This is a genomic window from Clostridium putrefaciens (assembly GCF_900461105.1).
GTDB lineage: Bacteria > Bacillota > Clostridia > Clostridiales > Clostridiaceae > Clostridium_L > Clostridium_L putrefaciens.
Window position 1 is genome coordinate 1,237,624 of record NZ_UFWZ01000001.1, and the last position, 24,891, is coordinate 1,262,514.

The window sequence follows — 24,891 nt, forward strand, 5'->3', positions numbered from 1 at the left end:
ATAAAAATGATGATAAGGTATAAAAATATAAACAGACACTAGAATAGTACTATTTAGCGAATAAACTGTATTAGTTTATAAAATTTACTGTTATATTTTATAAAAATATTTTACCACTAAAAGCTAGTAAAGTCAATGCTTACAGCCAGTTTTGAATATTGAAAATATTATAAAATGGTGTTAAGGTATTAACAAACCTGAATAAAAGTATTATAATGGAGTCATGGATAATAAAATCAAAATGCGCATATTAAAAATATACACATTAAAAGAATTTATATAATAAAACTTAAAAGGGGTGTTTTCTATGTTTAAACAATGGGAAGATTTCAAGCTAGGTTCATGGACAGATAAAATAGATGTTAGAGGATTTATTCAAAAGAATTATAAGTTATATGAAGGGGATAAACAATTTCTAGAAGGTCCAACAGAAAAGACAAAGAAGGTTTGGGAAAAATCAAGTGAATTAATAATTGAAGAAATTAAAAAAGGAGTTATTGATGTTGCTACAGATAGAGTTTCAGGAATAGATAACTATGAGGCTGGATACATTGATAAAGATAATGAAGTTATTTTAGGACTTCAAACCGATGCACCTTTAAAAAGAATAGTAAATCCTTGGGGTGGATGGAGAATGGTTGAGATGTCTTTAGAATCCTATGGATATAAATTAGATAAGGACATAGAAAAATACTTTCCACAGTTTAGAAAGACACATAATGATGGAGTTTTTGATGCTTATACAGATGATATAAGGGTAGCAAGATCTACAGGGCTTTTAACTGGACTTCCTGATGCTTATGGTAGAGGTAGAATAATTGGTGACTACAGAAGAATAACTTTATATGGTGTAGATTATTTAATAAGTGAAAAGAAAAAAGATCTTAAGGCTTTAAAAGGTGATATGTTAGATGAAGTTATGAGACATAGAGAAGAGGTTTCAGAACAAATAAGGGCGCTACAGCTAATGAAATCTATGGCATTAAAATATGGGGTGGATATATCAAGTCCTGCAAAAGATGCAAAAGAAGCCGTTCAATTTTTATATATTGGATATTTGGCGGCAGTAAAAGAAAGTAATGGTGCTGCTATGTCCCTTGGTAGAACAAGTACTTTTTTAGATATTTACATTGAAAGAGATCTAAAAAATGGAGTTATAACAGAACAAGAGGCTCAAGAATTAATAGATCAATTTGTAATAAAATTAAGACTTGTAAGACATCTTAGAACACCAGAATATAATGACCTTTTTGCAGGTGATCCAACTTGGGTAACTGAATCTATAGGTGGAATAAGTAAAAATGGTACACCACTTGTAACAAAGACTTCATATAGATTTTTGCACACATTAATTAATCTTGGAGCCGCACCTGAACCTAATATGACTATATTATGGTCAGATAAGTTGCCGGAAAACTTTAAGAAATTCTGTGCTGAAATGTCTATTTTAACAGATTCTATTCAATATGAAAATGATGATGTTATGAGACCTATATATGGAGATGATTATGGTATTGCTTGCTGTGTTTCTGCCATGGAAATAGGAAAACAAATGCAGTTTTTTGGAGCAAGATGTAACTTAGCTAAAGCATTATTATATTCTATAAACGGTGGAGTTGATGAGAAAAAAGGAAGATTAGTTGTACCTGGAATAGAGAAGATAGAAGATGAAATCTTAGAGTATGATAAAGTTAAACAAAACTATATAAAGGTATTAGATTATGTTGCGGAATTATATGTAAATACAATGAATATAATCCACTATATGCATGATAAATATGCCTATGAAGCAGGTCAAATGGCTCTTCATGATACAGAAATCGGGAGACTTATGGCTTTTGGTGTAGCAGGGTTATCAGTAGCGGCAGATTCTTTAAGTGCTATTAAGTACGCAAAGGTTAAGCCTATAAGAGAAAATGGAATAACAGTAGATTTTGAAATAGAGGGTGAATTTCCTAAGTTCGGAAATGACGATGATAGGGTAGATGATATTGCAGTAGAACTTGTAGAAAGGTTCTCAAAAGAGTTGAAATCTCATCCTACCTATAGAGGCGCAAAACACACACTTTCAGTATTAACTATTACATCAAACGTAGTTTACGGCAAGAAAACTGGAGCTACACCAGATGGTAGAGATGCAGGGGTTCCATTTGCACCAGGAGCTAATCCAATGCATGGAAGAGACCTTGAAGGAGCACTTGCTTCACTAAACTCTGTAGCTAAGATACCATATAATCCTTGCTGCGAAGATGGAGTTTCAAATACATTCTCTATTGTTCCGGAAGCTTTAGGGAAAGAAAAGGATACCCAAATTAATAATTTAGTATCAGTAATGGATGGTTACTTTGGCCAAGGTGCTCATCACTTAAATGTTAACGTGCTTCAAAGAGAGATGCTTGTGGATGCTATGGAACATCCAGAAAAGTATCCAACATTAACAATAAGAGTTTCAGGATATGCAGTTAACTTTAATAGATTATCAAAAGACCAACAAAAAGAGGTTATAAGCAGAACATTCCACGAAAAAATGTAATATATTCTAGAAAAGGCTCTATAGGAGTCTTTTCTCTATTTATATACTAAAAAGATATATTTAATGTTCGTTACAAAGGAAGTGGAGATTATGAAAGGTAGAATACATTCGATTGAAACTATGGGCCTTGTAGATGGGCCTGGAATTAGAGTTGTAGTGTTTTTCCAAGGGTGTGCACTTAGATGTGCTTATTGTCATAACCCCGATACATGGAACTTTAAAGGTGGAGAGGAAATTGAAGCTTTAGATCTTATAAAGAAAATATCAAGGTATAAGCCTTATTTTCATAAGTCAGGGGGAGGGGTAACGTTTTCTGGAGGAGATCCACTTATGCAGCCTAAGTTTTTAATAGAGGTTTTAAAATTATGCAAGGAAAATGGAATTAAAACTGCATTAGATACCTCGGGATACGGGCTTTCAAACTATGATGAAATATTAAAATACACAGACTTAGTTTTGTTTGATATAAAAGATGTTTCTAAAGAAAGCTATTTAAATTTAACGGGTAAGGATGGAAAAGAGGCTTGGCGATTTTTGCATGCAGTAGAGAAATCTGGTGTAAAGATTTGGATAAGGCATGTGGTTATTCCAGGAATAACAGATTCTATGGAACATATAAAAGAGCTTTCTAAATTAATAAAGGTAATAAAGAATGTAGAAAAGGTAGAATTATTACCATATCATACCTTAGGTTTAGATAAGTATAAAAGTATGGAGATTAAATATAAATTAGAAGGAATAGAGCCTATGGATAAAGATGAATGTAAGAAGCTGGAATTAAGGCTAATAGAATTATTAAACTTATAAACTTTATAGTTAATCTTATTAATTAGGTGGATAAAAAATAGACTAGTATACTAGTCTATTTTTTATCTATTTAGAGGTTAAGACCAATAGCAATACCAAAGTCCGTCACTAGGTATTGGTAAGTCCGTTTCTAGAATTACATTACCATCTAAAGGCATTTTTCTATATTGCTTCCTTCTGCCACTTGGATAAATTAATTCTACCATTCTACCTTTTCTAAATAGCTCATTAGCTTTATCGTATTCAATAGGTTCAATCATTATCCAATTATCTTCAAGGCTTAGCTTTTCATAACCAGTATTCCTAATACTTATACTTTTTTCATCGCCGGTAACTCCTACTATGCAACCCTTATCATTTATAGCTTTTAGTGTAGGTTTATCTCTTAAAATTTTTAACATATCAATAGTATCTAAGTTTTCACAATCCATATAAAGTTCCCCCTTCAAATATATAATAATATATATAATAATTAACTTTTGGTGAATAAGTTTTATTACATAATGTAAATGTTTAAAATGGTTATTTATATAGATTTTAAACTATAATTAGAGAAAAGACAAGCTTTCAGTTAATAGCCAATGTTTTACTAAATAAAAAGTCTATACTCAATTGAGTATAGACTTTTTATTGTTCTATTCAGTTACTTCAAATTGATCTTTGCCAACTCCACAAAGTGGGCATAGCCAATCTTCAGGTATATTTTCAAAACTAGTTCCTGGTGCTACTCCGTTATCTTCATCTCCAATTTCAGGATCGTAAACATAACCACATACTATACAAATGTATTTTTGCATCGTAAAATCCTCCTTCACGTTTAAAATAAGTGATCTAATATTCATTAGTAATAAATATTAGCTATATTCATTATAAACAAAATATATATCCTTTACAAGTAATAGAATTAATAATATATAATTTAATGAAATAAGGTTTTGTATTATTAATTCTATTATGGTTCCGTGAACTACTCTCCACCTAAGAGGTGGGAGCTTTCCTCGCAGGAATGTTAAAGAGTGAAAAATGATTTATTTATAGTTAAACATTATTTTTAGTTTCTACCATGTTAGAAAAGTGCTGCTTTGGAATGAAACCTTTTTTTATTCCTTCTATAACTATAAGATAGGTAGCGGTAGTATCGAATCTTGCATCGTGATAATTACCAGCTCCACCAAAAAGTCTTTGGCTAAGTTCTTCAATTTTACCCTTAGTTATACCTAAAAAGGCAATGACTTCTTCTAGCTTAGGATTTTTTATATCTCCTCTGCTATTAGATAGTCTACAAACATTTTTGTAGTAGCCCATAGTACAAAAAGGTATTTTAGGATTAAACTCTTCACCGCATCCCTCAATCTCATGTCTTAAAAACTTAATATCAAAATTAACGTTATGACCTATTACTATATCAGAAGATAAAAAGTCATCCATGAAACTTTCATACTGATCTTCAAAATAAAGTCCACCGCTTAATTCATAAAGAGATTCTAAGGAAAAGCCATGTATTTTTTCCGCAGAAGGTTCCATAGATTCTACTGAAAAAAAGATGTTTTTACCTATAGTGCTCTGAGGTTTTGTTGAAGTGTCTACTAATATATAACTTAACTGGCATATGCTGCCTGGCCTTAAATCTGTTGTTTCTGTATCAAAAAAAATTAATTTCATCTGTAAACCTCCTGATAATAATACAACTATAAAATTAATTATAGCATAAAACTTGTTATTATTAAATAATAAAGGTTGTTTAGTTTGGGAGCAAAATGGTTAAGTTGCTTATTCTCTAAGTAACTTTGAATGTGATTCAAATGTAAATGTTGTTTTTATGAATATATATATTTTAAATAAAGAATACCAAATAAGCTTTAGCAGGTTATAAGCAAAGCTATTCTCTAGGGATAAGCGCAGGAACAATATAGGGGATAGAAAGTACTGAAGTACTTTCTATCCCCTATATTGTGTATTCAATTAAATCAAAAATATCCTAAAAATTATATAATTATACTCTAACTATAGGAAATTATGTTTACTTATCTAAATATGACTAAATATTAGATCAATCATTTCTAAAGATAATTCTAGGGTTTTATTGTCTTTGTCAATTTTAGGGTTTAACTCAACGAAATCCATAGATTTAACATGCTTTGTGTCTAAAATAGACATTAAGATATATTTAACTTCAACTATACTTAATCCATTAGATACCGGAGTACCAGTACCGGGAACTAGCATTGAGTCTAAAGCATCAATGTCAAAACTTAGATGGATATTTTTACTACCCTTGTTATTTAAAATTTGAATAAGTTCTTTTATAACAGATTCCGCTCCATTTTTCTTTATATGTTCTGTGGACCAAACATTAAGACCGAGTTCACAAATAAGGTCTTTCTCACCTTTATCTAAATCTCTTGCCCCAATTATATAAACATTTTCGGGATTAACTTTTCTACCTTTATAAAAAATGTTTGTTAAATTCTCGTGGCCAATACCCATAGCAGCAGAAAGTGGCATTCCATGAACATTGCCAGAGGGAGAGGTTGTATCTGTGTTTATATCTCCATGAGCATCTACCCAAATAACACTTATATCATCTAAATATTTACTAGCTCCAGAAACGCTACCAAGCCCTAAAGAATGATCTCCTCCAACAATAAAAGGGAAAACACCTGAATTTAATGAATTGTATACTTCATTTGCTAAATCTTCATTTACTTTTGTAACTGTATCTAAGTACTTCATAGTTTCATGTGCAACGTATTTATGACTTTCTTCTACTTTTGGAACAATAATATTTCCTAAATCGCAAAGTTCATGACCGTATTTTTTTGCAATATTATCGATACCGTTTTCTCTTAAAGTATCAGGACCAAATTCTACACCTTTATTATCGCAACCGTAAAATATTGGTACACCAATTAAATTTATTTTCATAAAAAAGCACCCCCTTGAATAATTCTATAAATATATTCTATAATCAAATTGAAAAAATTTTATTAAAGAATATATTTATTTTTACAAACAAAACAATTATATATGTATTTTTAAAAAAATAAAGTACTTTATTAAAATATGTATTATTAAAAATATTCTAAATAATGCGATAGGTTTAGTTTAAAGATTTTAAAGATATGAATAAGGTTTTAGACATTATAAATCTCATATTTAATAATTATGTATATGTATATTTTGGGATTATATAAAATTAATTAAAGAAATCCACGAAATTTAAGGCAAAACTATTGTATAAGCTATGTAATTATGATATATTTTTATACGAAAATTATATTTTCGACTACTATTTAATAAATATCTTCTTTGCCTTAAAAAGGTGGGGAAGTTTTCTTTTTTATAAAAAAACAAATGTAAAGTAAGGAGTTGAGAATAAATTGGCGAGTAAAACAATTGTTCAATTAATAAATGCGTTTAAATCCTATGAAAAGAGTGGAAAGCCAGTGGTTAAAGGGATATCTCTTGATATAAAAGAAGGAGAGTTCTTAACTATTTTAGGTCCTAGTGGCTGTGGAAAAACTACAACCTTAAGAATGATAGCGGGATTTGAAGAATTAACTAGTGGAAATATATATATTGATAAGGAAGAAGTTTCTTTAAAAGCACCTTATGAAAGAAGTGTTAATACAGTATTTCAAAATTATGCTTTATTTCCTCATCTTAATGTTTATAATAATATTGCATTTGGCCTTACTATGAAAAAGGTATCAAAAACAAAAATTAAAGAAAAAGTAAATGAAATGATTAAAATAGTTAGACTTGAGGGCTATGAGGATAGGATGCCATCACAGTTAAGTGGAGGTCAAAAACAAAGGGTAGCTATTGCTAGAGCCATTATAAACAGCCCTAAAGTACTGCTCCTAGATGAACCATTAGGAGCTTTAGATCTTAAACTAAGAAAGCAGATGCAATTAGAATTGAAACATCTTCAAAAAGAATTAGGTATTACTTTTATATATGTTACTCATGATCAAGAAGAAGCTTTAACTATGTCTGATAGGATAGCTGTGATGAATGAAGGTAACATAGAACAAATAGCTTCCCCAGAAGAAATATATGAAAAACCTAAAACTAAGTTTGTAGCTGACTTTATAGGAGAGACTAACCTAATAGAGGGAAGAGTTGCCTCTATTGAAAAGGAAAAGGTTTTATTACAAATAGGACAAAGTGAAAATATTAAGGTAGAGGACCTAGGATTTTCAATAGGTGAGTTTGTATGTATAGCAGTTAGACCAGAACGATTAAAGATTAAGAGTAAGCCAAATTTAGATGACCAGTGGTTAGAGGGTACATTGAAGGAGAAAATATACAAGGGATCTGTTTTAAAAACTGTGGTAGAACTTAATAATGGTAAAGACATAGTCATAAATGAATTTGCGGGAGAAAGCTTTGACTTCATAAATAAAAAGGATAAGGTTTTTGTAACATGGAAGAGTAATAGTGCAGTGGTGGTAAAGTCCTAATGAAAAAAAAGAAAAGATCATATAGGCTACTTTACCCCGTAGTAATTTGGATGACTTGTTTTTTCTTAATTCCTGTTGCACTTATGGTACTTGTAAGTTTCTTTACAAGAGGTGAGTTTGGTGAGGTTATATACAGTTTTAACGTGGAAAGTTACATAAGATTCATGGACCCATTATATTTAAACATATTATTAAAATCGCTTATTATTGCTCTTTTTACCACAGTTATTTGCTTGGTATTTGCTTATCCATTTGCATTTTTTATAGGTAGATCTCCTAAAAAGTTTAGGGGCCCACTTATTATGCTAGTAATGCTACCTTTTTGGACTAATTCACTTATAAGAACTTATGCTTGGATAATACTTTTAAGAACAGAGGGCATAATTAATTCATACCTTATAAAATTAAATTTTATATCAGAACCTTTAAAATTACTTTATACTAATACATCGGTGCTTATTGGTATGGTATATATGATGTTCCCATTTATGGTATTACCTATTTATTCTTCCGTAGAAAAGATCGACAAGTCCCTTATTGAAGCAGCATCAGATTTAGGAGCAAATCCATTTAAAAACTTTGCTAAGATAATATGGCCTCTTACTATGCCAGGGGTTATGGCAGGAGCACTTTTGGTATTTGTACCTACCTTAGGATACTTTTTTATACCAGATCTTATGGGTGGTAGTAAGGTTATATTGATTAGTAATCTTATTAAGAATCAATATCTTATGGCAAGAGACTGGCCTTTTGGATCTGCTATTTCTGTTATATTGATCATGGTTATGCTTATTATAATAGGTGGATATTTTAAGATTACAAAATCTAAGTATAAGGATAAGGTGATGTAGAGTTGAAAAAGAATAATTTAAAGATTATTTCAAAAGTTTATTCAGCGTTAATTTATTTTATACTCTATATTCCAATAATAATACTTGTAATATTTTCATTTAACCAATCTAAATTAAATGCTACTTGGACAGGATTTACATTTAAATGGTATCAAAAGCTTTTAACTAATAGTGGACTTTTAGTATCCGTTAAAAATAGCCTTATAATTGCATTTGTAAGCAGTATAGTATCAGTAATGATTGGAACACTTACTGCGGTTGGTATATATAAGTCAAAATTTAAGGGAAAGTCTATAGTAGATGGAATGCTCTATATTCCTATAGTTATACCTGAGATAGTTCTTGGTATTGCTTTATTAGCATTTTTTTCTTTGACTAAAATCAGTAGTGGAATATTAACACTTATTATAGCCCATATAACCTTTAGTATATCTTACGTAGTAGTTGTAGTAAGGGCTAGACTAGATGGATTTGATAAGTCTATAGAAGAGGCTGCTATGGATCTTGGAGCAACGCCATTTCAAACATTTATGAAGATTACACTTCCAAGCATTATGCCGGGAGTTATTGCAGGAGGACTTTTAGCATTTACATTATCTATAGATGATGTGATAATAAGCTTTTTTGTAGCGGGACCTAGTAGTATGACTTTTCCTTTGAAGGTTTTTAATATGGTGAAATTTGGGGTTAGTCCAGAAATTAATGCCTTGTCTACAGTACTTATAATACTAACAGTTGCTGTAGTTATAGTTGCAGAAAAGATAAGGTCTAATAATATTAAAAGTAAGAACATTAAAAGAGTTTTAGCATCCCTTATGAGTTTCATTTTTATATTTACATTAGGAGTTTGGAAGGCTTCTAGTAAAGCTGTTCATTATGAAGGAGAATTAAATATTTTTAATTGGTCAGATTACATACCACAGCCTGTTATTGAGGAGTTTGAAAGACGATATAATATAAAAGTTAATTATTCTAGCTATGGTTCTAATGAAGAGATGTTAGCTAAAATGATGGCAGGTGGAAATGGATACGATGTAGTTGTAGCTGCGGACTATATGGTGGATATAATGAGAAAACAAGATATGCTTGAAGTGATAGATACAAATAATTTAAATAATTGGTCTAATATTGGATCAGAATTTAAGAACTTATATTTCGATAAGGAAAATAAACATAGTGTTCCATATATGAGGTCAGAGGCTATAATAGTGGTGGACTCTACTAAAATAAAAGATGGAGAAATAAAAGACTTTAACGATCTTTGGAAAGAAAAGTTTAAAGACTCAATAGTTATGATGGATGATCCAAGAGGGGTTATTGGGATGACACTAAAAACATTAAATTATGATTTTAATGAAACGGATGTTAATAAATTAAATGAGGCAAAAGTTAAATTAAAGAAACTTCAGGTTAATATAAGGGCTTATGATAGTGATAACTCTAAGGCTATGCTTATAAGTAGGGAAGTTCCAATAGGGGTTGCCTGGTCTGCTGAGGCAGGTTTTGCAATGGCTGAAAATAAGGATCTTAGAGCTATTATACCAGGGGAAGGATTGTTTTTACAACAAGATAACTTTGTAATACCAAAGGGCTCAAAAAATTCTAAAGAAGCAGAACTGTTCCTAAATTATGTATTAGAATCAGATGTGAGTATAGAATTTACTAAAGCTTATCCTTATACAAATTGTAATGAAGCAACCTATCCAATGACACCAAAAGAAATACTAGAAAGTCCTTTGTCTTTTCCACCAAAAGAGGAATTAGAAAAAGGAGATTACTTAATGGATATAGGAGATGCTGTGAAGTATTATGATTTAATTTGGTCAGAAATTAAGAATTAGTATTTTACATTTTAATTGTGGAACCTCATAAACTTTAAGTATTTCAAAAGCAAACTTGTGTTCAAGAAAATGTTATCATAAATGAAGCATAAGTGTGCAAGAAAATATTATAATAATATTGACAGTTTGTTATTAACACTATATAATAATAAACAAATAAATAATTATAATAAGCATTGACAGGAAGAGTAATTATAAAGGTAAGTTTTAGCGAGTGGGAGTTGGTGGAAGTCCTATACTAAATTTATAATGAAGAACATCCTAGAGCTTTCAAGCGAAATCTAAGAGAGTAGCATTGAACGGGGCCTAAACGTTAAAAATAGGACAGTATCGAATTGATTCATTCATTCTGTACTGATTAAGTGAACTATTTTAGTTAACCTAGGTGGTACCGCGAAAGTTTAGTCTTTCGTCCTAATTTATTAGGACGAAGGACTTTTTTTATTTAAGTGAATTTGGTTATATTTATTGAAATAGTGATGAACCTATCATTATAACGTTTTAAAGTTAAAAAGCCTGTAAGGTGACAGAAAGTTGGAGGAATGACATGGAAACAATAATACCAAAAGGATATGAAACTACGCTAGATATAAAAGAAACAGAGATTGCTATAAAAAAGGTTAAGGATTATTTTGAAGATAATCTTACAGAAGCATTAAATTTAACAAGGGTATCTGCTCCTTTATTTGTAACTAGTGATACTGGATTAAATGATGACTTAAATGGAATAGAAAGACCTGTAAGCTTTGGAATTAAAGCTTTAAAGGAGCGAGAAGCTCAAATAGTCCACTCACTAGCTAAGTGGAAGAGGATGGCTTTACATAGATATGGATTTAAGGAAGGTGAAGGCCTTTACACTGATATGAATGCAATAAGACGAGATGAGGATTTAGATAATATACACTCTATATATGTAGATCAATGGGACTGGGAAAAGATTATCTTGAAAGAAGAAAGAAATAAAGAAACTTTAAAAGGTATAGTAAGGTCCATATATAAGGTATTTAAAGAAACAGAAGACTATATTTGTAGTGAATATGATAATTTAAATAAGATTTTGCCAGAAGAAATGTTTTTTATAACTACCCAGGAGTTAGAAGACATGTATCCAAAGTTAACATCAAAAGAAAGAGAACACGCTATTTGTAAAGAAAAGAAGGCAGTGTTTTTAATGCAAATAGGAGGAGTATTAAAGTCAGGTGAAAGGCATGATGGAAGAGCTCCAGATTATGATGATTGGAACTTAAATGGAGATATATTATTTTGGTATCCAGTGTTAAATATTGCACTTGAACTATCTTCTATGGGGATAAGGGTAGATGAAAAAACACTAGAAAAACAACTAAGTATTGCAAGTTGCAATCATAAAAGATCATTAGAATTTCATAAGATGTTATTAGAAGGTAAGCTACCTTATACTATAGGTGGGGGAATAGGTCAGTCAAGGATATGTATGTATTTCCTTAGAAAAGCTCATATTGGAGAAGTTCAAGCTTCTTTATGGGGTGAAGAAATACATAAGATTTGTAAAGAAAGTAATGTTGATTTGCTTTAACAGTAGACATTTCGAGCTTCCACAATATAGAGATAGCACTGAACATTTGCATATAGTTGTTAAAAAGATTTAACAAATAAAAACTCTTGATTTATATGAAATAATCAAGAGTTCTTTTGTTTTGGATTAAAATTAATTTAAAAGCTAATTAGAAAAGAGAATATATTCCTTAGTTAATAAAAGAAAGAGTCTATCCTGTTTAAATCTAATCCTAAATGTTATTATTATAATTCTTCGAAAACATACTTACCTTCTCCACAAACAGGACAAAGCCAATCTTCTGGAATGTCATCAAAGGAAGTACCTTTTGATATACCATTTTGAATATCGCCTACCTCAGGGTCGTATATATAACCACATTCTACGCATACATATTTTTTCATAATCATCTCTCCTATCCTACATTTGATAGTGTTAATACCATTTTATTTATTTTACCATATTTAAGATGGATTTAAATAAGAAAAATTGAAAAACTTCATTTTATATGCTAGAATAATTTACGTAATGTGAACAAATTTTACAATAGTAAATGTAAGGGAGTAACAATAAGATGATAAATAAAGACACAAAAGGTAATGTGAATACGGTTTTATGGGTTCTGATTTTAATACTACTAGATCAAGGTATAAAGTTAATAGTTAAAGGATACTATGGTGTATACATAAAAATAATAGATGATTTAATTTATTTCAAACCTTTTTTAAATGATAAATATTCTTGGATGAACTCCATGCTTAATTTGGGAATTGGAAGGAATTTGCATGTAGTTTTAGTTCTAATAACTTTAACATTAGCGTATTATGGATTTAAATATTATTATAATAAAAGAGGAAGAAATAAAATAGTTAAATTGGTTGAAATATTTTTATTTTCAGGAGGACTATGTTCATTAATAGATAAATGTTTTTGGAATGGAAGTCTAGACTATATAATGATTAAGAATTTTTTTATTTTTGACTTAAAGGATATATATATAACTATTTTTGAAGTTATAGTAGTTTTTTGTGCTATAAAAGATTGGGAAGATGTTTTAAAGTTAGATGAAAAGAAAATAGTAAAAGATTACTTTAAATTTATTAAGGAAGATTTATTAATTAAATAATAATCTTTACAAAATGTATTTTATAAGCATCCCAATAAGTTCTAAGGGGGATATTCAAAGCGTCAAAGGAATTTTGAGAGATTAAAGGCTCTTTTCCTATAAAAGAGGTTATAATAGCTGAATGAAAAATAACGTGTCTATTATCTTCAAAAAACACAAGGTCTCCAACCTCTAAAAGCTCTTTGTTAGATACTTCTAAACCTTTTACGTAGGGGGAGTTAATACTTTCATTTACTCTTAAAAAGTAATATAGAGAATGGGCTACAGCCCAGGAAATGGACCAAGTATCCTTCATTACATTTCTATTATATTTTTTATACCACCAAGGATGATGTTGATTAAAGTCCATAAGGGCACCACCAGCAAATAAACACTGTGATACAAAGTTAGCACAATTTCCACTTGTGTCACCTGAAATAGGAAAGTATCTATAATTAGGATTGTGATTTAAGGCATAAGTTGTTGCATAAGTTGTAGCATTATATCTTTTATAAGAATTTTGTCTATATGATTTATTCATATTAATATAGCCTCTTTAAATAAATACTATTAATAATAATATATATTTAAGGAGGCTATATTATACCTTAATTAATACAAGGATAACTAAGCATCTTTTTTATATATGGAGTTTATAAAAGTATAATCTCCATTATTATCTTGTATAATCTGTTTGTAGATGAACATCGGATTTATAGTTTCTATAAAGGATTCAATCCAAGACTTCCTTAGGGTATAAAATATGTTTATATCTCCATTTACTAAATCCCAATACTTCTTGTGAAGACACTTAGAAGTAATCCATTTCAAATTATGCTCAGTATCTTCTGATACGCTATTTACATTATCACAAGGCATACCTTCTAAAATGTAATTATTAACAGCTTTAAATAAATCTCTTGGACTTTCTAGAGGAGAATCCTCTTTAACTTCTTTTCCACAGATTTCTCCTTGAGCTTTAAAGGCATCTATAATGATACTTTTAGAATCTTCACCAAATTTTAAAGTAAATTCTGTAATTAAGGCCGCAGTTCTTTTTTCAGTTAAAGATATCTTTTCTTGAAGCCACCCATGAATATTAGATTTATCAATAATATCCTCAAGGGGAAGATCTTCTGTAGGATGTCCTAAGTTATTAATTATATCTTCATATATAATAGAAGCATTACCATACTTTTTATCAAAGGCCTCCACTATATCTTTTTCTAACATTTCAGAAACCTTTATTTTATTAAAAAGCCATGAATGTATAGGTGCTAAAAATTTACTCATATATTATTCTCCTTTCAAAACCAATTAATTATCTTACATAATAATATAAAATTATATTACCCTTGTCGGTAACATATATTACAAAAAATAAAATATTAATAATATTTCATATATAACCTTTAAGTATATTACTTGAATAAAATAAATTAAAGTAGTGTAACATCTGTTACCGATAATAAAAGCTATGTCTAGTAAAATAGCATCATAAGGTATTCCAAAAGAAACTAAAAATATTAATAATATAAAAATTACCCTTTGGAATATGAATAAAGATAGTTAAAAAATTAAATAAATCTCAAGGAGGAATTGATCATATGATAACAAGAGAAACTGTAATAGGTGACGTTTTAAAGGTTAACCCAAAAGCAGCTGAGATATTAATGTCAAAAGGACTAGGGTGTATAGGATGCCCTTCATCACAAATGGAATCTTTAGAGGACGCAGCTGAAATACATGGTATAGATGTTAAAGAATTGGTAGATTCATTAAATGAAGGACTCTCACTAAAAAAAGAAATCCAAAGTGAAATGTTTTGTTACCAATGCGAACAAACTGTAGGCGGAAAAGGTTGTGTTAAAGTAGGGGTATGTGGTAAAAATGCAAATGTTGCTGCACTACAAGATCTTTTAATACATCAATTAAAGGGAATAGGTTTTTATGGCTTTAAAGCTATGGAAAAAGGTATTGAATTAAGCGATGAAATGGATAGATTCATGATGGATGGATTATTTACTACATTAACTAATGTTAACTTCCATGATGAAAGATTAGTTCAATTAATAAATAAAGCTAATGAAATGAAAAGAGAAGTAAAAACTTTAGCAGGAAATGTTGATATAAAAGGATTTGAAGAAGCAGATTATATGGCTCCATCTTTAGTAGAAGACATGATAAAAGATGCTGCAAAGTTTGGCGTAATGGTAGACAAGTCATTAAACGAAGATATACGTTCATTAAGAGAACTTTGTGTTTATGGATTAAAGGGTATGGCAGCTTATGGACACCATGCATATGTACTAGGATTTACAAATAAAGAAGTAAATAAGTTCTTTTATAAGGGCCTTATGAGTACTTTAGATAATAATTTATCTGTAAGTGATTTAGTAGGATTAAATATGGAGCTTGGACAAGTTAACTTTAAAATTATGGAACTATTAGATAAAGCTAATACTGGTAGTTATGGTCATCCTGAACCTACAGAAGTTCTAATTACAAAGAAAAAAGGACCTTTCATAGTAATATCAGGTCATGATCTTAAAGATTTAAAACAATTATTAGAGCAAACAGAAGGAAAAGGTATTAATATATATACTCATGGAGAAATGCTTCCAGGACATGCTTACCCAGAACTTAAAAAATACTCTCACTTAGTAGGTAACTTTGGTGGAGCATGGCAAGATCAACAAAAGGAATTTGATAATATTCCAGGAGCTATACTTATGACAACAAATTGTATTCAAAAACCAAAAGAAAGTTATATGGATAGAATATTTACTTCAGGAGTAGTAGCATTTCCAGGATGTGACCACATATTAGCAGATGAAAATGGAGTTAAAGATTTTAGCGAAGTTATAAATCATGCTTTAGAACTTGGTGGATGGAATGAAGATGAAGATGAAAAGAAAATATTAGTAGGATTTGGACATAACGCTACATTAAGTCATGCTAATGAAATAGTAGGAGCAGTAAAGGAAGGTTTAATAAAGCACTTCTTCTTAATAGGTGGATGTGACGGAGCTAAATCTGGAAGAAACTATTACACTGAACTTGCAACATCACTTCCAAGTGACACAGTTATAATGACTTTAGCTTGTGGAAAGTATAGATTCAATAAGCTTGACTTTGGAACAGTTGCAGGACTTCCAAGACTGTTAGATGTAGGACAATGTAATGATGCATACTCAGCAGTAAAAATAGCTTTAGCCTTAGCAGATGCTTTTGAATGTGGAGTTAATGATTTACCTCTTTCAATAATACTATCTTGGTATGAGCAAAAAGCTGTATGTATATTACTTACATTATTATCCTTAGATATAAAGAATATTAAGCTTGGACCAACATTACCAGCATTTATATCACCAAATGTATTACAAGTTTTAGTGGATAACTTTGGAATTAGCCCAATAACTAATGCAGAAAATGATATAAAAGAAATATTAGGATAAGATCCATATAATCAAGGTATATTAAAAATAAATAGGTTAACAAATATTTTTAAAATACCTAACAAATGATAATTATAAAAAGTCCTTGATATATTGAATTTTAACAGATAAAATTTAATTATATTGAGGACTTTTATAGATTACGGTATTAGTGAATTTAGGTGCAATTTTATTGATAAAATAAAAAAATATGTATTATAAGGAGATTCATTATGGGAGAACATTACGGAAACCTTCAAAAGATAAGAGATGGAAAGAGAACTTTTGCAATTACACCATTTATACCAGCAGGATTTATACTTCCTGATACTTTAATAAAAATTTCAGAAGTAACTAAAAAGTATAATGGGGTACTTAAAATAACTTCAGGTCAAAGAATAATGATAACAAATTTAAAAGAAGAAGATTTACCTAAGATTTGGGAAGAACTTGGTATGGAACCAGCAGTTAAAAGTCAATATTCGGTTAAAAATGTGGAGATGTGCCCAGCAGGGTTTTGTAAAAGATCAAAATATAATACTATTGGTATTGGAATGAAATTATTGAATAAGTTTTATGGAGCTGAAATGCCAAATAGAACTAAGATAGGCGTTGCAGGATGTAGAAATGCTTGTGGAAGTGTCTATGCAAGAGATGTTGGTGTTATAGCTGATAAATCTGGGTTTATAGTTGTAGTAGGTGGATCAGCAGGATTTAACCCAAGACTTGCGGATATAATAGCTAAAGATATAAGTGAAAAAGAGGCTTATGAATTAGTAGAGAGAGTATTGAATTTTTATAACGAAACAGCAACTTTTGGAGAAAAACTAGGAGATTTTATTGATAGGATAGGACTAGAAGAATTTAAAAAGTCTGTATTATAAAAAAATGTTATTGGGAGATGAAGTGCACATAGTTGTTATTACACGGTATGTTATAGATAGTAAAACTACAAGATTACCCTTAAGATTTTTCAAGTCAAGTCAAGTTACTATTTTAAATATAAAAGGTTATAACTAATGATATAGTTAAAGGAGCAGCACATATTGAAAAAAGTTAATATATGCTATATACTTTAATAATATTGTAGGCATCGGAAGAGAAATTTTATATATTAAGCTGTGTTAGAGTGAGGATGTTAGATTTAAAGATGCCGTCTATTTTAAGGAGGATTTAAATGAGTGTACATATAGGAGCAAAAGAAGGTCAAATTGCAGATACAGTGTTATTACCAGGAGATCCATTAAGGGCTAAATTTATAGCAGATAACTTTCTAGAAGATGTTATATGCTATAACGAAGTTAGAGGTATGTATGGATATACAGGAACATATAAGGGGAAAAGAATATCTGTGCAAGGTACAGGTATGGGAGTTCCATCCATATCAATATATGTAAACGAACTTATACAAAGCTATGATGTTAAAACACTAATAAGGGTAGGAACTTGTGGTAGTATGCAAGAAGATGTGAAAGTTAGGGAAATGGTTTTAGCTATGAGTTCTTGTACGGATTCCGCTATAAATAAGATAAGATTTGATGGCAAAGACTATGCACCTACAGCAAATTTTGAACTTTTAAAGAAAGCTTATGATTATGCAACTAGCCTTGGAATAAATGTTAAAGCAGGAAGCGTATTTACAGCAGATAGCTTCTACCAAGATGATAAAGAGGCTTGGAAAAAATGGGCTAAGTTTGGTGTTATGGCAATTGAAATGGAAACTACTGCGCTTTATACAATAGCATCTAAGTTTAATAGAAAAGCATTATCCATATTAACAGTTAGCGATAGCATGTTAACGGGAGAAGAGACTACATCAAAAGAAAGACAAGAGACATTTACTCAAATGATGGAAGTTGCCCTAGAAATAGCAGAATAAAGTAATATAGAATTAAATATATTCAACTGATATATTAATGGATATTAATTAAAAGAATAAAGCTTTAGTATTATTTACAGCAATACTAAAGCTTTTTATGATATTTAACAACGTTTTGTATAAGTATATTATAGCCATAATATAAAGTATATATTTGCTTTTATAATGAATAAATTATATAATAAAAAAGATTTTAAAACTTTCAAACAATATTCTAGGATTATATTAGTATGTAATTCTAGAAATTTATATTTAAATAACTAATTTACAAAAAACATCGTATAGGAAATAGAGTCCTAGATAAATGAAGTTATAAAGGAGAAGAAGAATGAATAAGAATTCTAAGAAAATAAAAAAGAAGAAAAAAAATAAGTTTTCGTGGAAGTTATTTACTGGATTTATTATATTCGAGATTATATTTACAATAGCAACTGCACCAATTATAGCCTACTATGGACCATTTAAAAATGTAACAAAGACACTAGTAGGTTCAGCTATGACAACATTAAGTCATCAGTGGATAGCTACTTCATTTTTATCACAGGAAAGAATAGATAGTATATTAGGTGGTCATAATGATGAAAGTGTAAAGCAAGATCTAAGTTCTAATGATATTAAACTACCTAAAAATCATGATGAAAATATAGATAGGAAAGATATACATAAACCGGGTAAATTTAAAGGATATATATTAATAGTTAATGATCCTACAAGAGTTAAGGTTGGATACACGAGTAAACTTTATAAAGAAGGACAGCTTACTAGTGAGATGGCTAGGGATAAGGAGGCTGTGGCAGCTATAAATGGTGGATCCTTTGAGGATACCAATGGAGGTAAAAAGTGGACGGGTACAGGAGCTAACCCTAAAGGTCTAATATTAGCTGATGGTGAGATAATACACAATGATCTTGTAGATGGTGAAGAAAGAGACATGGTTGCATTAACAAAGGAAGGTAGGCTTTTAGTAGGACCCTATAGCGTAGCTGAACTTAAAAAGCTTGGCGCTACAGAAGCCGTGAGTTTCGGACCAGCCGTTATAGTAAATGGTAAAAGGGTCAATGTAGAAGGTTGGGGAAGTGCACCTAGAACAGCTATAGGACAAAGGGAAGATGGTGCTATAATTATGTTAGTTACTGAAGGGAGAAGTTTTACAGGAATTGGAGCAACCTTAGAGGATATTCAAGACGCAATGTTAGAGTGTGGTGCAGTAAATGCCACTAATTTAGATGGTGGATCATCTTCAACTATGTATTATGAAGACGAAGTGATAAACACTCCAAGCGATAGTACAGGAGAAAGAACAGGTGCCTCTTGTATGTATGTAAAATAGTATAAATAGCTGTCAAAGGGGAGAATTAGATGAAACATATGAAAAGAATTATTTTATGGGGAATATTATCACTTTCTATCCAATTGATAGGATTATTCTATATAAACAATTATTATTTAGCTAAGGGAACTTCGAATATGAAAATTAAAAAGGTGGAAAAAAAAGAAGAAAAGAAGAGTAATGTAGATATATTAGTACCTGAAGAGTATCAGAACATTACAGTATCCTTTACAAGCAAGTATTTAGCTTATAATGATGAAAAAGCTATTGAAGTTATAAATACTATTACTGGAGACAAAAAAAAGGTCGAAGCAGAAAAGGGATGTACCATAACATATTATACATGGCTTTCAAATCAAAATAGAATGCTCATTGGAGAAAAGATGCCTGCAAGTAATGGTACAACTGTATTAAAGCTCACCTACTACGATGCAGGTAAAAATGAAAAAGGTGAAATCGCTGATAATTATGGTAAGATAGTAAATCTGGCTAAGGTTAATGCAGATGCATATATAAAGGATATATCTGTATCTCTTACTAATACTACATATGTAAAAGGCATGCAAGCAGGAAATAAATCTTCAATATATAGGGTAAATATAATGCATGACATAAACAAAGTTGAAACCAGGTCTCATATAATAGGTAACATAAAGGTATTAACTCGTGAGGATAATTTATTATATGAAGATATAACCTATAAAAAAATATATTCAACAGAAATAAAAAATCCTATAGAAATCCCTGGTATAAATAATCCTAATATATTAGGAGTAGATAATGAAGATATAATTTATATAGGCGATAAAGATAACGAAAAGATAAAGACCATAGTTTATGGTAATTTAAAAGATAGTACAGGAAGTTGGAATAAGATAAATTTAATTAATCCAGCAAATAAAGAAGATATACATGTAACAGGAGATGGAAAAGTATATATTAATGCTAAATTAGAAGGTGTACTTAAAGATGCTATAAGTGGAAAAGAGGTACAGTATGAAGGAAGATTTCTTCAGATTTACAAAGACGGTATAGCAAGTTCGAGTCAAGGTAAGTTAGTAAAGACAAAGATCGATTAATTTTTAGGAGGACAACTATGTTACGAAATTTTGACGTTTTAGGTATCATTTTAAGTGTACCTGCAATTTTATTAGGTTTTACCTTACACGAATATGCTCATGCTTTAGTTGCAGACAGATTAGGCGATAAAACACCTAGGTTTCAGGGCAGATTAACCCTAAATCCTATAGCGCATGTTGATCCAGTAGGGTTTTTAATGATTCTACTTCTAGGTTTTGGGTGGGCTAAGCCTGTACAGGTAAATCCTTATGCATTTAAAAATAGATATAAAGATGATTTAAAGGTATCTCTTGCGGGGCCTTTGGCAAACTTATTTTTAGCGGTATTTAGTGCTTTAGTACTTGCGTTAGTTATATTTATGAGTAAATTTTATGTTGGGGGAAGGCTTGTAAGTATATTAATAGCAATTATTAAACCTATCCTAACAATTAATTGCATGTTATTTTTCTTAAATCTTATGCCTATACCCGGATTCGATGGATTTCATATTTTAAGAGATATGTTTCCTAAAGAATTTAATAAATATTCAGAAACCATAAATAGATATCAAAATATCATATTAATCATATTTATAGTATCACCAATATCTTCGTATTTAGTTGGGAATCCTGCACGCGCTTTAGCACAAGGTCTCATAAATGTTTCATTTAAACTTACGGGTATGTAAGTTTAATAAACCAACATAGACATTTGAATTTAAATACAAAGAAGTTATGTTATAATATTAGAAATTTAAAATAAAAACATATAATGTTACATATGCAAAAGCTTTTTAATATGAGCGTATCTTGTATTAAAAAGCTTTATAGCATTATTACAAGGAGGAAAAATGAGACTTAGAAAAAAATGGTGGGCAAGACCAGAACTAGAACAAAGCAAAGAAGTAATAACAGAACCAAAACTATTAAAAGGCAAGTGGAAAGAGGAATTTAATAATAGTAATCCTATCTATCTAGAACTTGGGTGTGGAAAAGGTAAATTTATAGGTACACAAGCACAGGCTAATAAAGATATAAATTTTATTGGTATAGATTTAAAAGATGAAGTTCTAGTTTATGCCTTAAGAAAAGTAAATGAAGTAGAAAGGGAAGTAGATAACATACGACTCATACCTTTAGAAATTGCATTTATAGAAGAAGTATTTGATAAAAATGAAATATCTAGGATATACATTAATTTTTGTAATCCATGGCCTAAATTAAGCCATAACAAAAGAAGGCTTACCCACTCAAGGTTTCTAGAAAGATACAAAACCTTTTTACAACCTGAAAGTGAGATTTGGTTTAAAAGTGATGATAAAGAATTATTTAATGATTCACTAGAGTACTTTAATGAAAGTGGATTTGAATTGCTTTACCATACCTACGATCTTCATAATTCAGACTTTAAAGAAAACATCATGACAGAATACGAAGAGAAATTCCGAAGTAAGGGAATGAAGATAATGTTTTTGAGGGCTAAGCTTAAGTAGAGATCAAGTGATTCTTAGACTCAGGAGGAGTTTGCGTATAAGGAATACATCTCTCCATCTGAGTCTTAGAAGAACTTATCTAGGGGCGTAGCAGCCGTCATCCCCCACCTTGAAGAGGATATGGGGGTTACGCATGGTAGCCATCGGACAAATTAATATTTAAATCTATAGCCATGCTTAAAGACTTATTAATTATAATAAAGCAACTAAAAAATTTCAAGGTAGAATAATTATAGGATTATCAATGCAAGATAAAAAAATTAGAGCAATCGCAAGTAAAAAGCTGTTGCTCTTTTTTTCATAGGTATATACCATAATACTAAATAAAGCCTTTATTATTTAATCTTTTAATTAAATAATAAACTTGTTATTGATAAAATCATCATAATAATTAAAAACAGTATAGATAAGTTTTTACCAACTGTAGCTCCAAGATTATTCTTATATTTATTACCTATATAAAGGGTACGAAATCTAAAGAATATAAGATACATACCGTGCCTATTCTGTGTAGTGGAGCCGCGGTTACCTTGGGAAGAAAAGTAATACAAAAATTTTGTGAATTAAAAGAATTTGGAAGTTTTAGCTACAATTAGAAGTAAAAACGGGTAGGGTAAATTATAAATACCCCATGTAAAATAATGGATAATAGGTTAAATAAAATAGTTGCCCACTTTTACTTGACTCAAACCAATTATGATGGAGTCTTGTAACAAGAGGAAATGTATGGTATAATTAATTCAAGGAAGAACACATTTAAGAATGTTTCTTATTGATAATTTTTAGTCTTAATTTCATCAATGTTGAAATGAAATTTTTACGAAGGAGTGGTTGATGGTGAAAAATAAAATTAAAGCATTATTGTTTGCTGTAGTATTGACATTATCAATAGTTGTACCAGTAATGGCAATGGATGCACAACATGGTTCAGAGACATGGAGAGTAGGTCCATATTGTGAAGGGTATGCACATACAAAATGGGATAAAGCACATGTAACTAAAATAAAAATTGGAATGTCATCAGCAACAAAATCAGGAGTGACATATTCACAAACTAATCAAATAAAAGGAATAGGACATGCAACATCTGGGTATTGGCCTACTTAAAATAATCCATGATTACTTATAATAGTGAATTGTTTTAACTATATGATTTATGTAACTTAATAAAATATATATTTAATTGCAAAGTTAAAAGCTATGTAATATAAGATTACCCTAATTGAATAGCTTTTATTCACCTAAGAAGTTAAAGCGTTAGGAATATGAAAGAAAATAATAGACCAAAAATACGAAGTATATTTTGCGTCATACAAGGAAACAGGTTCTTCTGATAGTTAAACTATGGGAAGGTTCTGTTGACGCAGCATGATACAAAATAAACAAGTAGATTGGTCTATTATTTTTTTAATGTGCCTTAAGTAAGGGTATATATATAATTACTACATATTTCTTGGAGAAAGATTGGAGGTAATACATGATAAAAAGTATATTATACAAAAATAAAAAGTCAGTATATATATTTATAATATTCTTTGTAATAACAATATTTATGGCATTATCTATTTCAACAATACAATCTGCAATAGAAGATCAGCTTAAATTAAATGATTTAACTTCTAAAAATGCTATTTTATTTGAAATTAAAAATTGTGAAAGGGTTTCACCTAATGATTTTATGAAAAAACTTAATGATTATGACAACATATATTTTGAAAAAAGGGGTTTAAATCCTGGAGCTCTTAATGGAAATGCTATATATTTTAGTAAGTTCAAAAATATAGAAAACATGTACCCCATGTTAAAGGGTGAATTTTTCAAGGAGAAGAGTTTTTTAGAAGATAAGCCTGAAGCGGTTGTTGGAAAAAGTGTCTATGATAAATGTGAAGACATAGATGGAACTAAATATTTTCAGTATTTATCTATAAACTATAAAGTTATAGGGGTCATGGGATATGAAGATAGGGAATCAAAGTTTGACTCAAACTTTTTGATTAATTTTAATTCTTATTTAAATGCCTTTGATAATATTAACAATGAGGGATATATGATAGATTCAGCAATTAATACTAAGAAAGTCTACAATGATTTGGATACTGATTTAAAATCTTTAGATGGGAAGGTTTCTATGATAGAAGAAAATAATAAGAATAGAAATCCTATTGTGGAATCACTTATAGATTCTTTTGAGGTTCTATCAGTAGTTTTAGTCTTAATAGCGGTGGTATTCTTAAATACCTTTAACATATGTATAAGTTGGATATTATCAAAATCTAGAGAAATTTCTATAAAGAAAGCATTGGGAGGTACAAATACTAAAATTATATTAGAGTTAGTTTTTGAATATTTGAAAATTACTATATCTGCATGTATATTTGGATCTTTAGTGTATTTTTTCATAATAAAGTTCGGTTTAATAAAAATATATAGTGGGGATATATATTTGTTAGGGTCTATAGGTACATTTATTATAACTAATCTTTTAGGGCTAATATCTATCTTAATTCCTGCCAGACGTATTCTTAATATCAAGCCGGCCTTGGGGATGAAGGGGTGA

At 29.9% G+C, this 24,891-nt stretch carries 23 protein-coding genes and 1 other annotated feature; of the genes, 16 read left to right on the forward strand and 7 right to left on the reverse strand.

Features of this window, described 5'->3' with window-relative positions:
- Positions 1 to 307: 307 nt before the first annotated feature.
- Positions 308 to 2,533, forward strand: coding sequence for a formate C-acetyltransferase (gene pflB, locus DY168_RS05290; protein WP_115640818.1), 2,226 nt, complete (start codon positions 308 to 310; stop codon positions 2,531 to 2,533).
- A gap of 87 nt (positions 2,534 to 2,620) precedes the next feature.
- Entirely contained in the window at positions 2,621 to 3,340 is a 720-nt protein-coding gene (gene pflA, locus DY168_RS05295; protein ID WP_115642418.1) for a pyruvate formate-lyase-activating protein, read from the forward strand.
- Positions 3,341 to 3,417: 77 nt separating this feature from the next.
- Here pflA and DY168_RS05300 read toward each other — a convergent pair whose 3' ends face one another.
- The 4 genes from DY168_RS05300 to rocF all read right to left on the reverse strand — a co-directional run bounded on the left by DY168_RS05300 (position 3,418) and on the right by rocF (position 6,265).
- The gene (locus DY168_RS05300) at positions 3,418 to 3,771 is read right to left on the reverse strand and encodes a hypothetical protein (protein ID WP_115640819.1); all 354 of its coding nucleotides are present in this window, start codon (positions 3,769 to 3,771) and stop codon (positions 3,418 to 3,420) included.
- 204 nt (positions 3,772 to 3,975) lie between these two features.
- Entirely contained in the window at positions 3,976 to 4,137 is a 162-nt protein-coding gene (gene rd, locus DY168_RS05305) for a rubredoxin (protein WP_115640820.1), read from the reverse strand.
- Between the two features lie 241 nt (positions 4,138 to 4,378).
- On the reverse strand, positions 4,379 to 5,002 hold the full coding sequence (locus tag DY168_RS05310; protein WP_115640821.1) for a 3'-5' exonuclease: 624 nt from the start codon (positions 5,000 to 5,002) through the stop codon (positions 4,379 to 4,381).
- Between the two features lie 366 nt (positions 5,003 to 5,368).
- Entirely contained in the window at positions 5,369 to 6,265 is an 897-nt protein-coding gene (rocF, locus tag DY168_RS05315; RefSeq protein ID WP_115640822.1) for an arginase, read from the reverse strand.
- Between the two features lie 455 nt (positions 6,266 to 6,720).
- Between rocF and DY168_RS05320 the strand changes: the two genes are divergently transcribed.
- The 4 genes from DY168_RS05320 (at position 6,721) to asnA (ending at position 12,053) form a co-directional block, all read left to right on the forward strand.
- The gene (locus DY168_RS05320; protein ID WP_278286341.1) at positions 6,721 to 7,806 is read left to right on the forward strand and encodes an ABC transporter ATP-binding protein; all 1,086 of its coding nucleotides are present in this window, start codon (positions 6,721 to 6,723) and stop codon (positions 7,804 to 7,806) included.
- A complete protein-coding gene (locus DY168_RS05325) occupies positions 7,806 to 8,657 on the forward strand; it encodes an ABC transporter permease (protein WP_115640823.1) in 852 nt (283 codons plus the stop codon). The genes DY168_RS05320 and DY168_RS05325 overlap by 1 nt, the downstream gene beginning before the upstream one ends.
- A 2-nt stretch (positions 8,658 to 8,659) precedes the next feature.
- Positions 8,660 to 10,498, forward strand: a complete 1,839-nt coding sequence (locus DY168_RS05330; RefSeq protein WP_115640824.1) for an extracellular solute-binding protein — start codon at positions 8,660 to 8,662, stop codon at positions 10,496 to 10,498.
- Between the two features lie 167 nt (positions 10,499 to 10,665).
- Positions 10,666 to 10,918, forward strand: a binding site (T-box leader).
- Between the two features lie 127 nt (positions 10,919 to 11,045).
- Positions 11,046 to 12,053: an aspartate--ammonia ligase gene (gene asnA / locus DY168_RS05335; RefSeq protein WP_115640825.1), complete on the forward strand. Its 1,008-nt coding sequence runs from the start codon at positions 11,046 to 11,048 to the stop codon at positions 12,051 to 12,053.
- 224 nt (positions 12,054 to 12,277) lie between these two features.
- On the opposite strand, the gene rd (DY168_RS05340) is transcribed toward asnA, so the two are convergent.
- On the reverse strand, positions 12,278 to 12,436 hold the full coding sequence (rd, locus tag DY168_RS05340; RefSeq protein WP_104409476.1) for a rubredoxin: 159 nt from the start codon (positions 12,434 to 12,436) through the stop codon (positions 12,278 to 12,280).
- Positions 12,437 to 12,606: 170 nt separating this feature from the next.
- Here rd (DY168_RS05340) and DY168_RS05345 point away from each other — a divergent pair, with 170 nt between their 5' ends.
- A complete protein-coding gene (locus DY168_RS05345) occupies positions 12,607 to 13,158 on the forward strand; it encodes a signal peptidase II (protein WP_115640826.1) in 552 nt (183 codons plus the stop codon).
- Here the strand turns inward: DY168_RS05345 and DY168_RS05350 are convergent.
- On the reverse strand, positions 13,151 to 13,678 hold the full coding sequence (locus DY168_RS05350) for an amidase domain-containing protein (RefSeq protein ID WP_115640827.1): 528 nt from the start codon (positions 13,676 to 13,678) through the stop codon (positions 13,151 to 13,153). The two genes, DY168_RS05345 and DY168_RS05350, sit on opposite strands and share 8 nt — an antisense overlap.
- Positions 13,679 to 13,764: 86 nt before the next feature.
- Entirely contained in the window at positions 13,765 to 14,430 is a 666-nt protein-coding gene (locus tag DY168_RS05355) for a hypothetical protein (protein ID WP_115640828.1), read from the reverse strand.
- Positions 14,431 to 14,744: 314 nt separating this feature from the next.
- On the opposite strand from DY168_RS05355, the gene hcp reads away from it, so the two are divergent.
- The 9 genes from hcp (at position 14,745) to DY168_RS05400 (ending at position 24,891) form a co-directional block, all read left to right on the forward strand.
- A complete protein-coding gene (gene hcp, locus DY168_RS05360) occupies positions 14,745 to 16,595 on the forward strand; it encodes a hydroxylamine reductase (protein WP_115640829.1) in 1,851 nt (616 codons plus the stop codon).
- A gap of 212 nt (positions 16,596 to 16,807) precedes the next feature.
- Positions 16,808 to 17,458, forward strand: a complete 651-nt coding sequence (locus DY168_RS05365; RefSeq protein ID WP_115640830.1) for a nitrite/sulfite reductase domain-containing protein — start codon at positions 16,808 to 16,810, stop codon at positions 17,456 to 17,458.
- A gap of 293 nt (positions 17,459 to 17,751) precedes the next feature.
- Positions 17,752 to 18,453, forward strand: a complete 702-nt coding sequence (deoD, locus tag DY168_RS05370) for a purine-nucleoside phosphorylase (RefSeq protein WP_115640831.1) — start codon at positions 17,752 to 17,754, stop codon at positions 18,451 to 18,453.
- A gap of 328 nt (positions 18,454 to 18,781) precedes the next feature.
- Complete coding sequence (locus tag DY168_RS05375) at positions 18,782 to 19,783, forward strand: phosphodiester glycosidase family protein (protein ID WP_115640832.1); 1,002 nt, start codon at positions 18,782 to 18,784, stop codon at positions 19,781 to 19,783.
- Between the two features lie 29 nt (positions 19,784 to 19,812).
- Entirely contained in the window at positions 19,813 to 20,862 is a 1,050-nt protein-coding gene (locus DY168_RS05380; RefSeq protein ID WP_115640833.1) for a hypothetical protein, read from the forward strand.
- A gap of 17 nt (positions 20,863 to 20,879) precedes the next feature.
- Positions 20,880 to 21,530 carry a site-2 protease family protein gene (locus DY168_RS05385; RefSeq protein WP_115640834.1) on the forward strand — a complete coding sequence of 217 codons (651 nt, stop codon included), beginning with the start codon at positions 20,880 to 20,882 and terminating at the stop codon, positions 21,528 to 21,530.
- A gap of 162 nt (positions 21,531 to 21,692) precedes the next feature.
- Positions 21,693 to 22,334, forward strand: coding sequence for a tRNA (guanosine(46)-N7)-methyltransferase TrmB (gene trmB, locus DY168_RS05390; protein WP_115640835.1), 642 nt, complete (start codon positions 21,693 to 21,695; stop codon positions 22,332 to 22,334).
- A gap of 834 nt (positions 22,335 to 23,168) precedes the next feature.
- On the forward strand, positions 23,169 to 23,441 hold the full coding sequence (locus DY168_RS05395; protein WP_115640836.1) for a hypothetical protein: 273 nt from the start codon (positions 23,169 to 23,171) through the stop codon (positions 23,439 to 23,441).
- Between the two features lie 370 nt (positions 23,442 to 23,811).
- On the forward strand, positions 23,812 to 24,891 hold the full coding sequence (locus DY168_RS05400) for an ABC transporter permease (RefSeq protein WP_115640837.1): 1,080 nt from the start codon (positions 23,812 to 23,814) through the stop codon (positions 24,889 to 24,891).

Bases quoted from the DNA above. Each gene is read 5' to 3' on its own strand.
- DY168_RS05365 (WP_115640830.1), top strand. From the start codon at position 16,808: ATGGGAGAACATTACGGAAACCTTCAAAAGATAAGAGATGGAAAGAGA.
- DY168_RS05355 (WP_115640828.1), bottom strand. From the start codon at position 14,430: ATGAGTAAATTTTTAGCACCTATACATTCATGGCTTTTTAATAAAATA.
- pflB (WP_115640818.1), top strand. From the start codon at position 308: ATGTTTAAACAATGGGAAGATTTCAAGCTAGGTTCATGGACAGATAAA.
- rd (WP_104409476.1), bottom strand. From the start codon at position 12,436: ATGAAAAAATATGTATGCGTAGAATGTGGTTATATATACGACCCTGAG.
- rd (WP_115640820.1), bottom strand. From the start codon at position 4,137: ATGCAAAAATACATTTGTATAGTATGTGGTTATGTTTACGATCCTGAA.
- hcp (WP_115640829.1), top strand. From the start codon at position 14,745: ATGATAACAAGAGAAACTGTAATAGGTGACGTTTTAAAGGTTAACCCA.
- DY168_RS05385 (WP_115640834.1), top strand. From the start codon at position 20,880: ATGTTACGAAATTTTGACGTTTTAGGTATCATTTTAAGTGTACCTGCA.
- DY168_RS05400 (WP_115640837.1), top strand. From the start codon at position 23,812: ATGATAAAAAGTATATTATACAAAAATAAAAAGTCAGTATATATATTT.
- DY168_RS05380 (WP_115640833.1), top strand. From the start codon at position 19,813: ATGAAACATATGAAAAGAATTATTTTATGGGGAATATTATCACTTTCT.
- DY168_RS05325 (WP_115640823.1), top strand. From the start codon at position 7,806: ATGAAAAAAAAGAAAAGATCATATAGGCTACTTTACCCCGTAGTAATT.
- DY168_RS05345 (WP_115640826.1), top strand. From the start codon at position 12,607: ATGATAAATAAAGACACAAAAGGTAATGTGAATACGGTTTTATGGGTT.
- DY168_RS05300 (WP_115640819.1), bottom strand. From the start codon at position 3,771: ATGGATTGTGAAAACTTAGATACTATTGATATGTTAAAAATTTTAAGA.
- trmB (WP_115640835.1), top strand. From the start codon at position 21,693: ATGAGACTTAGAAAAAAATGGTGGGCAAGACCAGAACTAGAACAAAGC.
- rocF (WP_115640822.1), bottom strand. From the start codon at position 6,265: ATGAAAATAAATTTAATTGGTGTACCAATATTTTACGGTTGCGATAAT.
- DY168_RS05375 (WP_115640832.1), top strand. From the start codon at position 18,782: ATGAATAAGAATTCTAAGAAAATAAAAAAGAAGAAAAAAAATAAGTTT.
- deoD (WP_115640831.1), top strand. From the start codon at position 17,752: ATGAGTGTACATATAGGAGCAAAAGAAGGTCAAATTGCAGATACAGTG.
- DY168_RS05350 (WP_115640827.1), bottom strand. From the start codon at position 13,678: ATGAATAAATCATATAGACAAAATTCTTATAAAAGATATAATGCTACA.
- asnA (WP_115640825.1), top strand. From the start codon at position 11,046: ATGGAAACAATAATACCAAAAGGATATGAAACTACGCTAGATATAAAA.
- DY168_RS05310 (WP_115640821.1), bottom strand. From the start codon at position 5,002: ATGAAATTAATTTTTTTTGATACAGAAACAACAGATTTAAGGCCAGGC.
- DY168_RS05395 (WP_115640836.1), top strand. From the start codon at position 23,169: ATGGTGAAAAATAAAATTAAAGCATTATTGTTTGCTGTAGTATTGACA.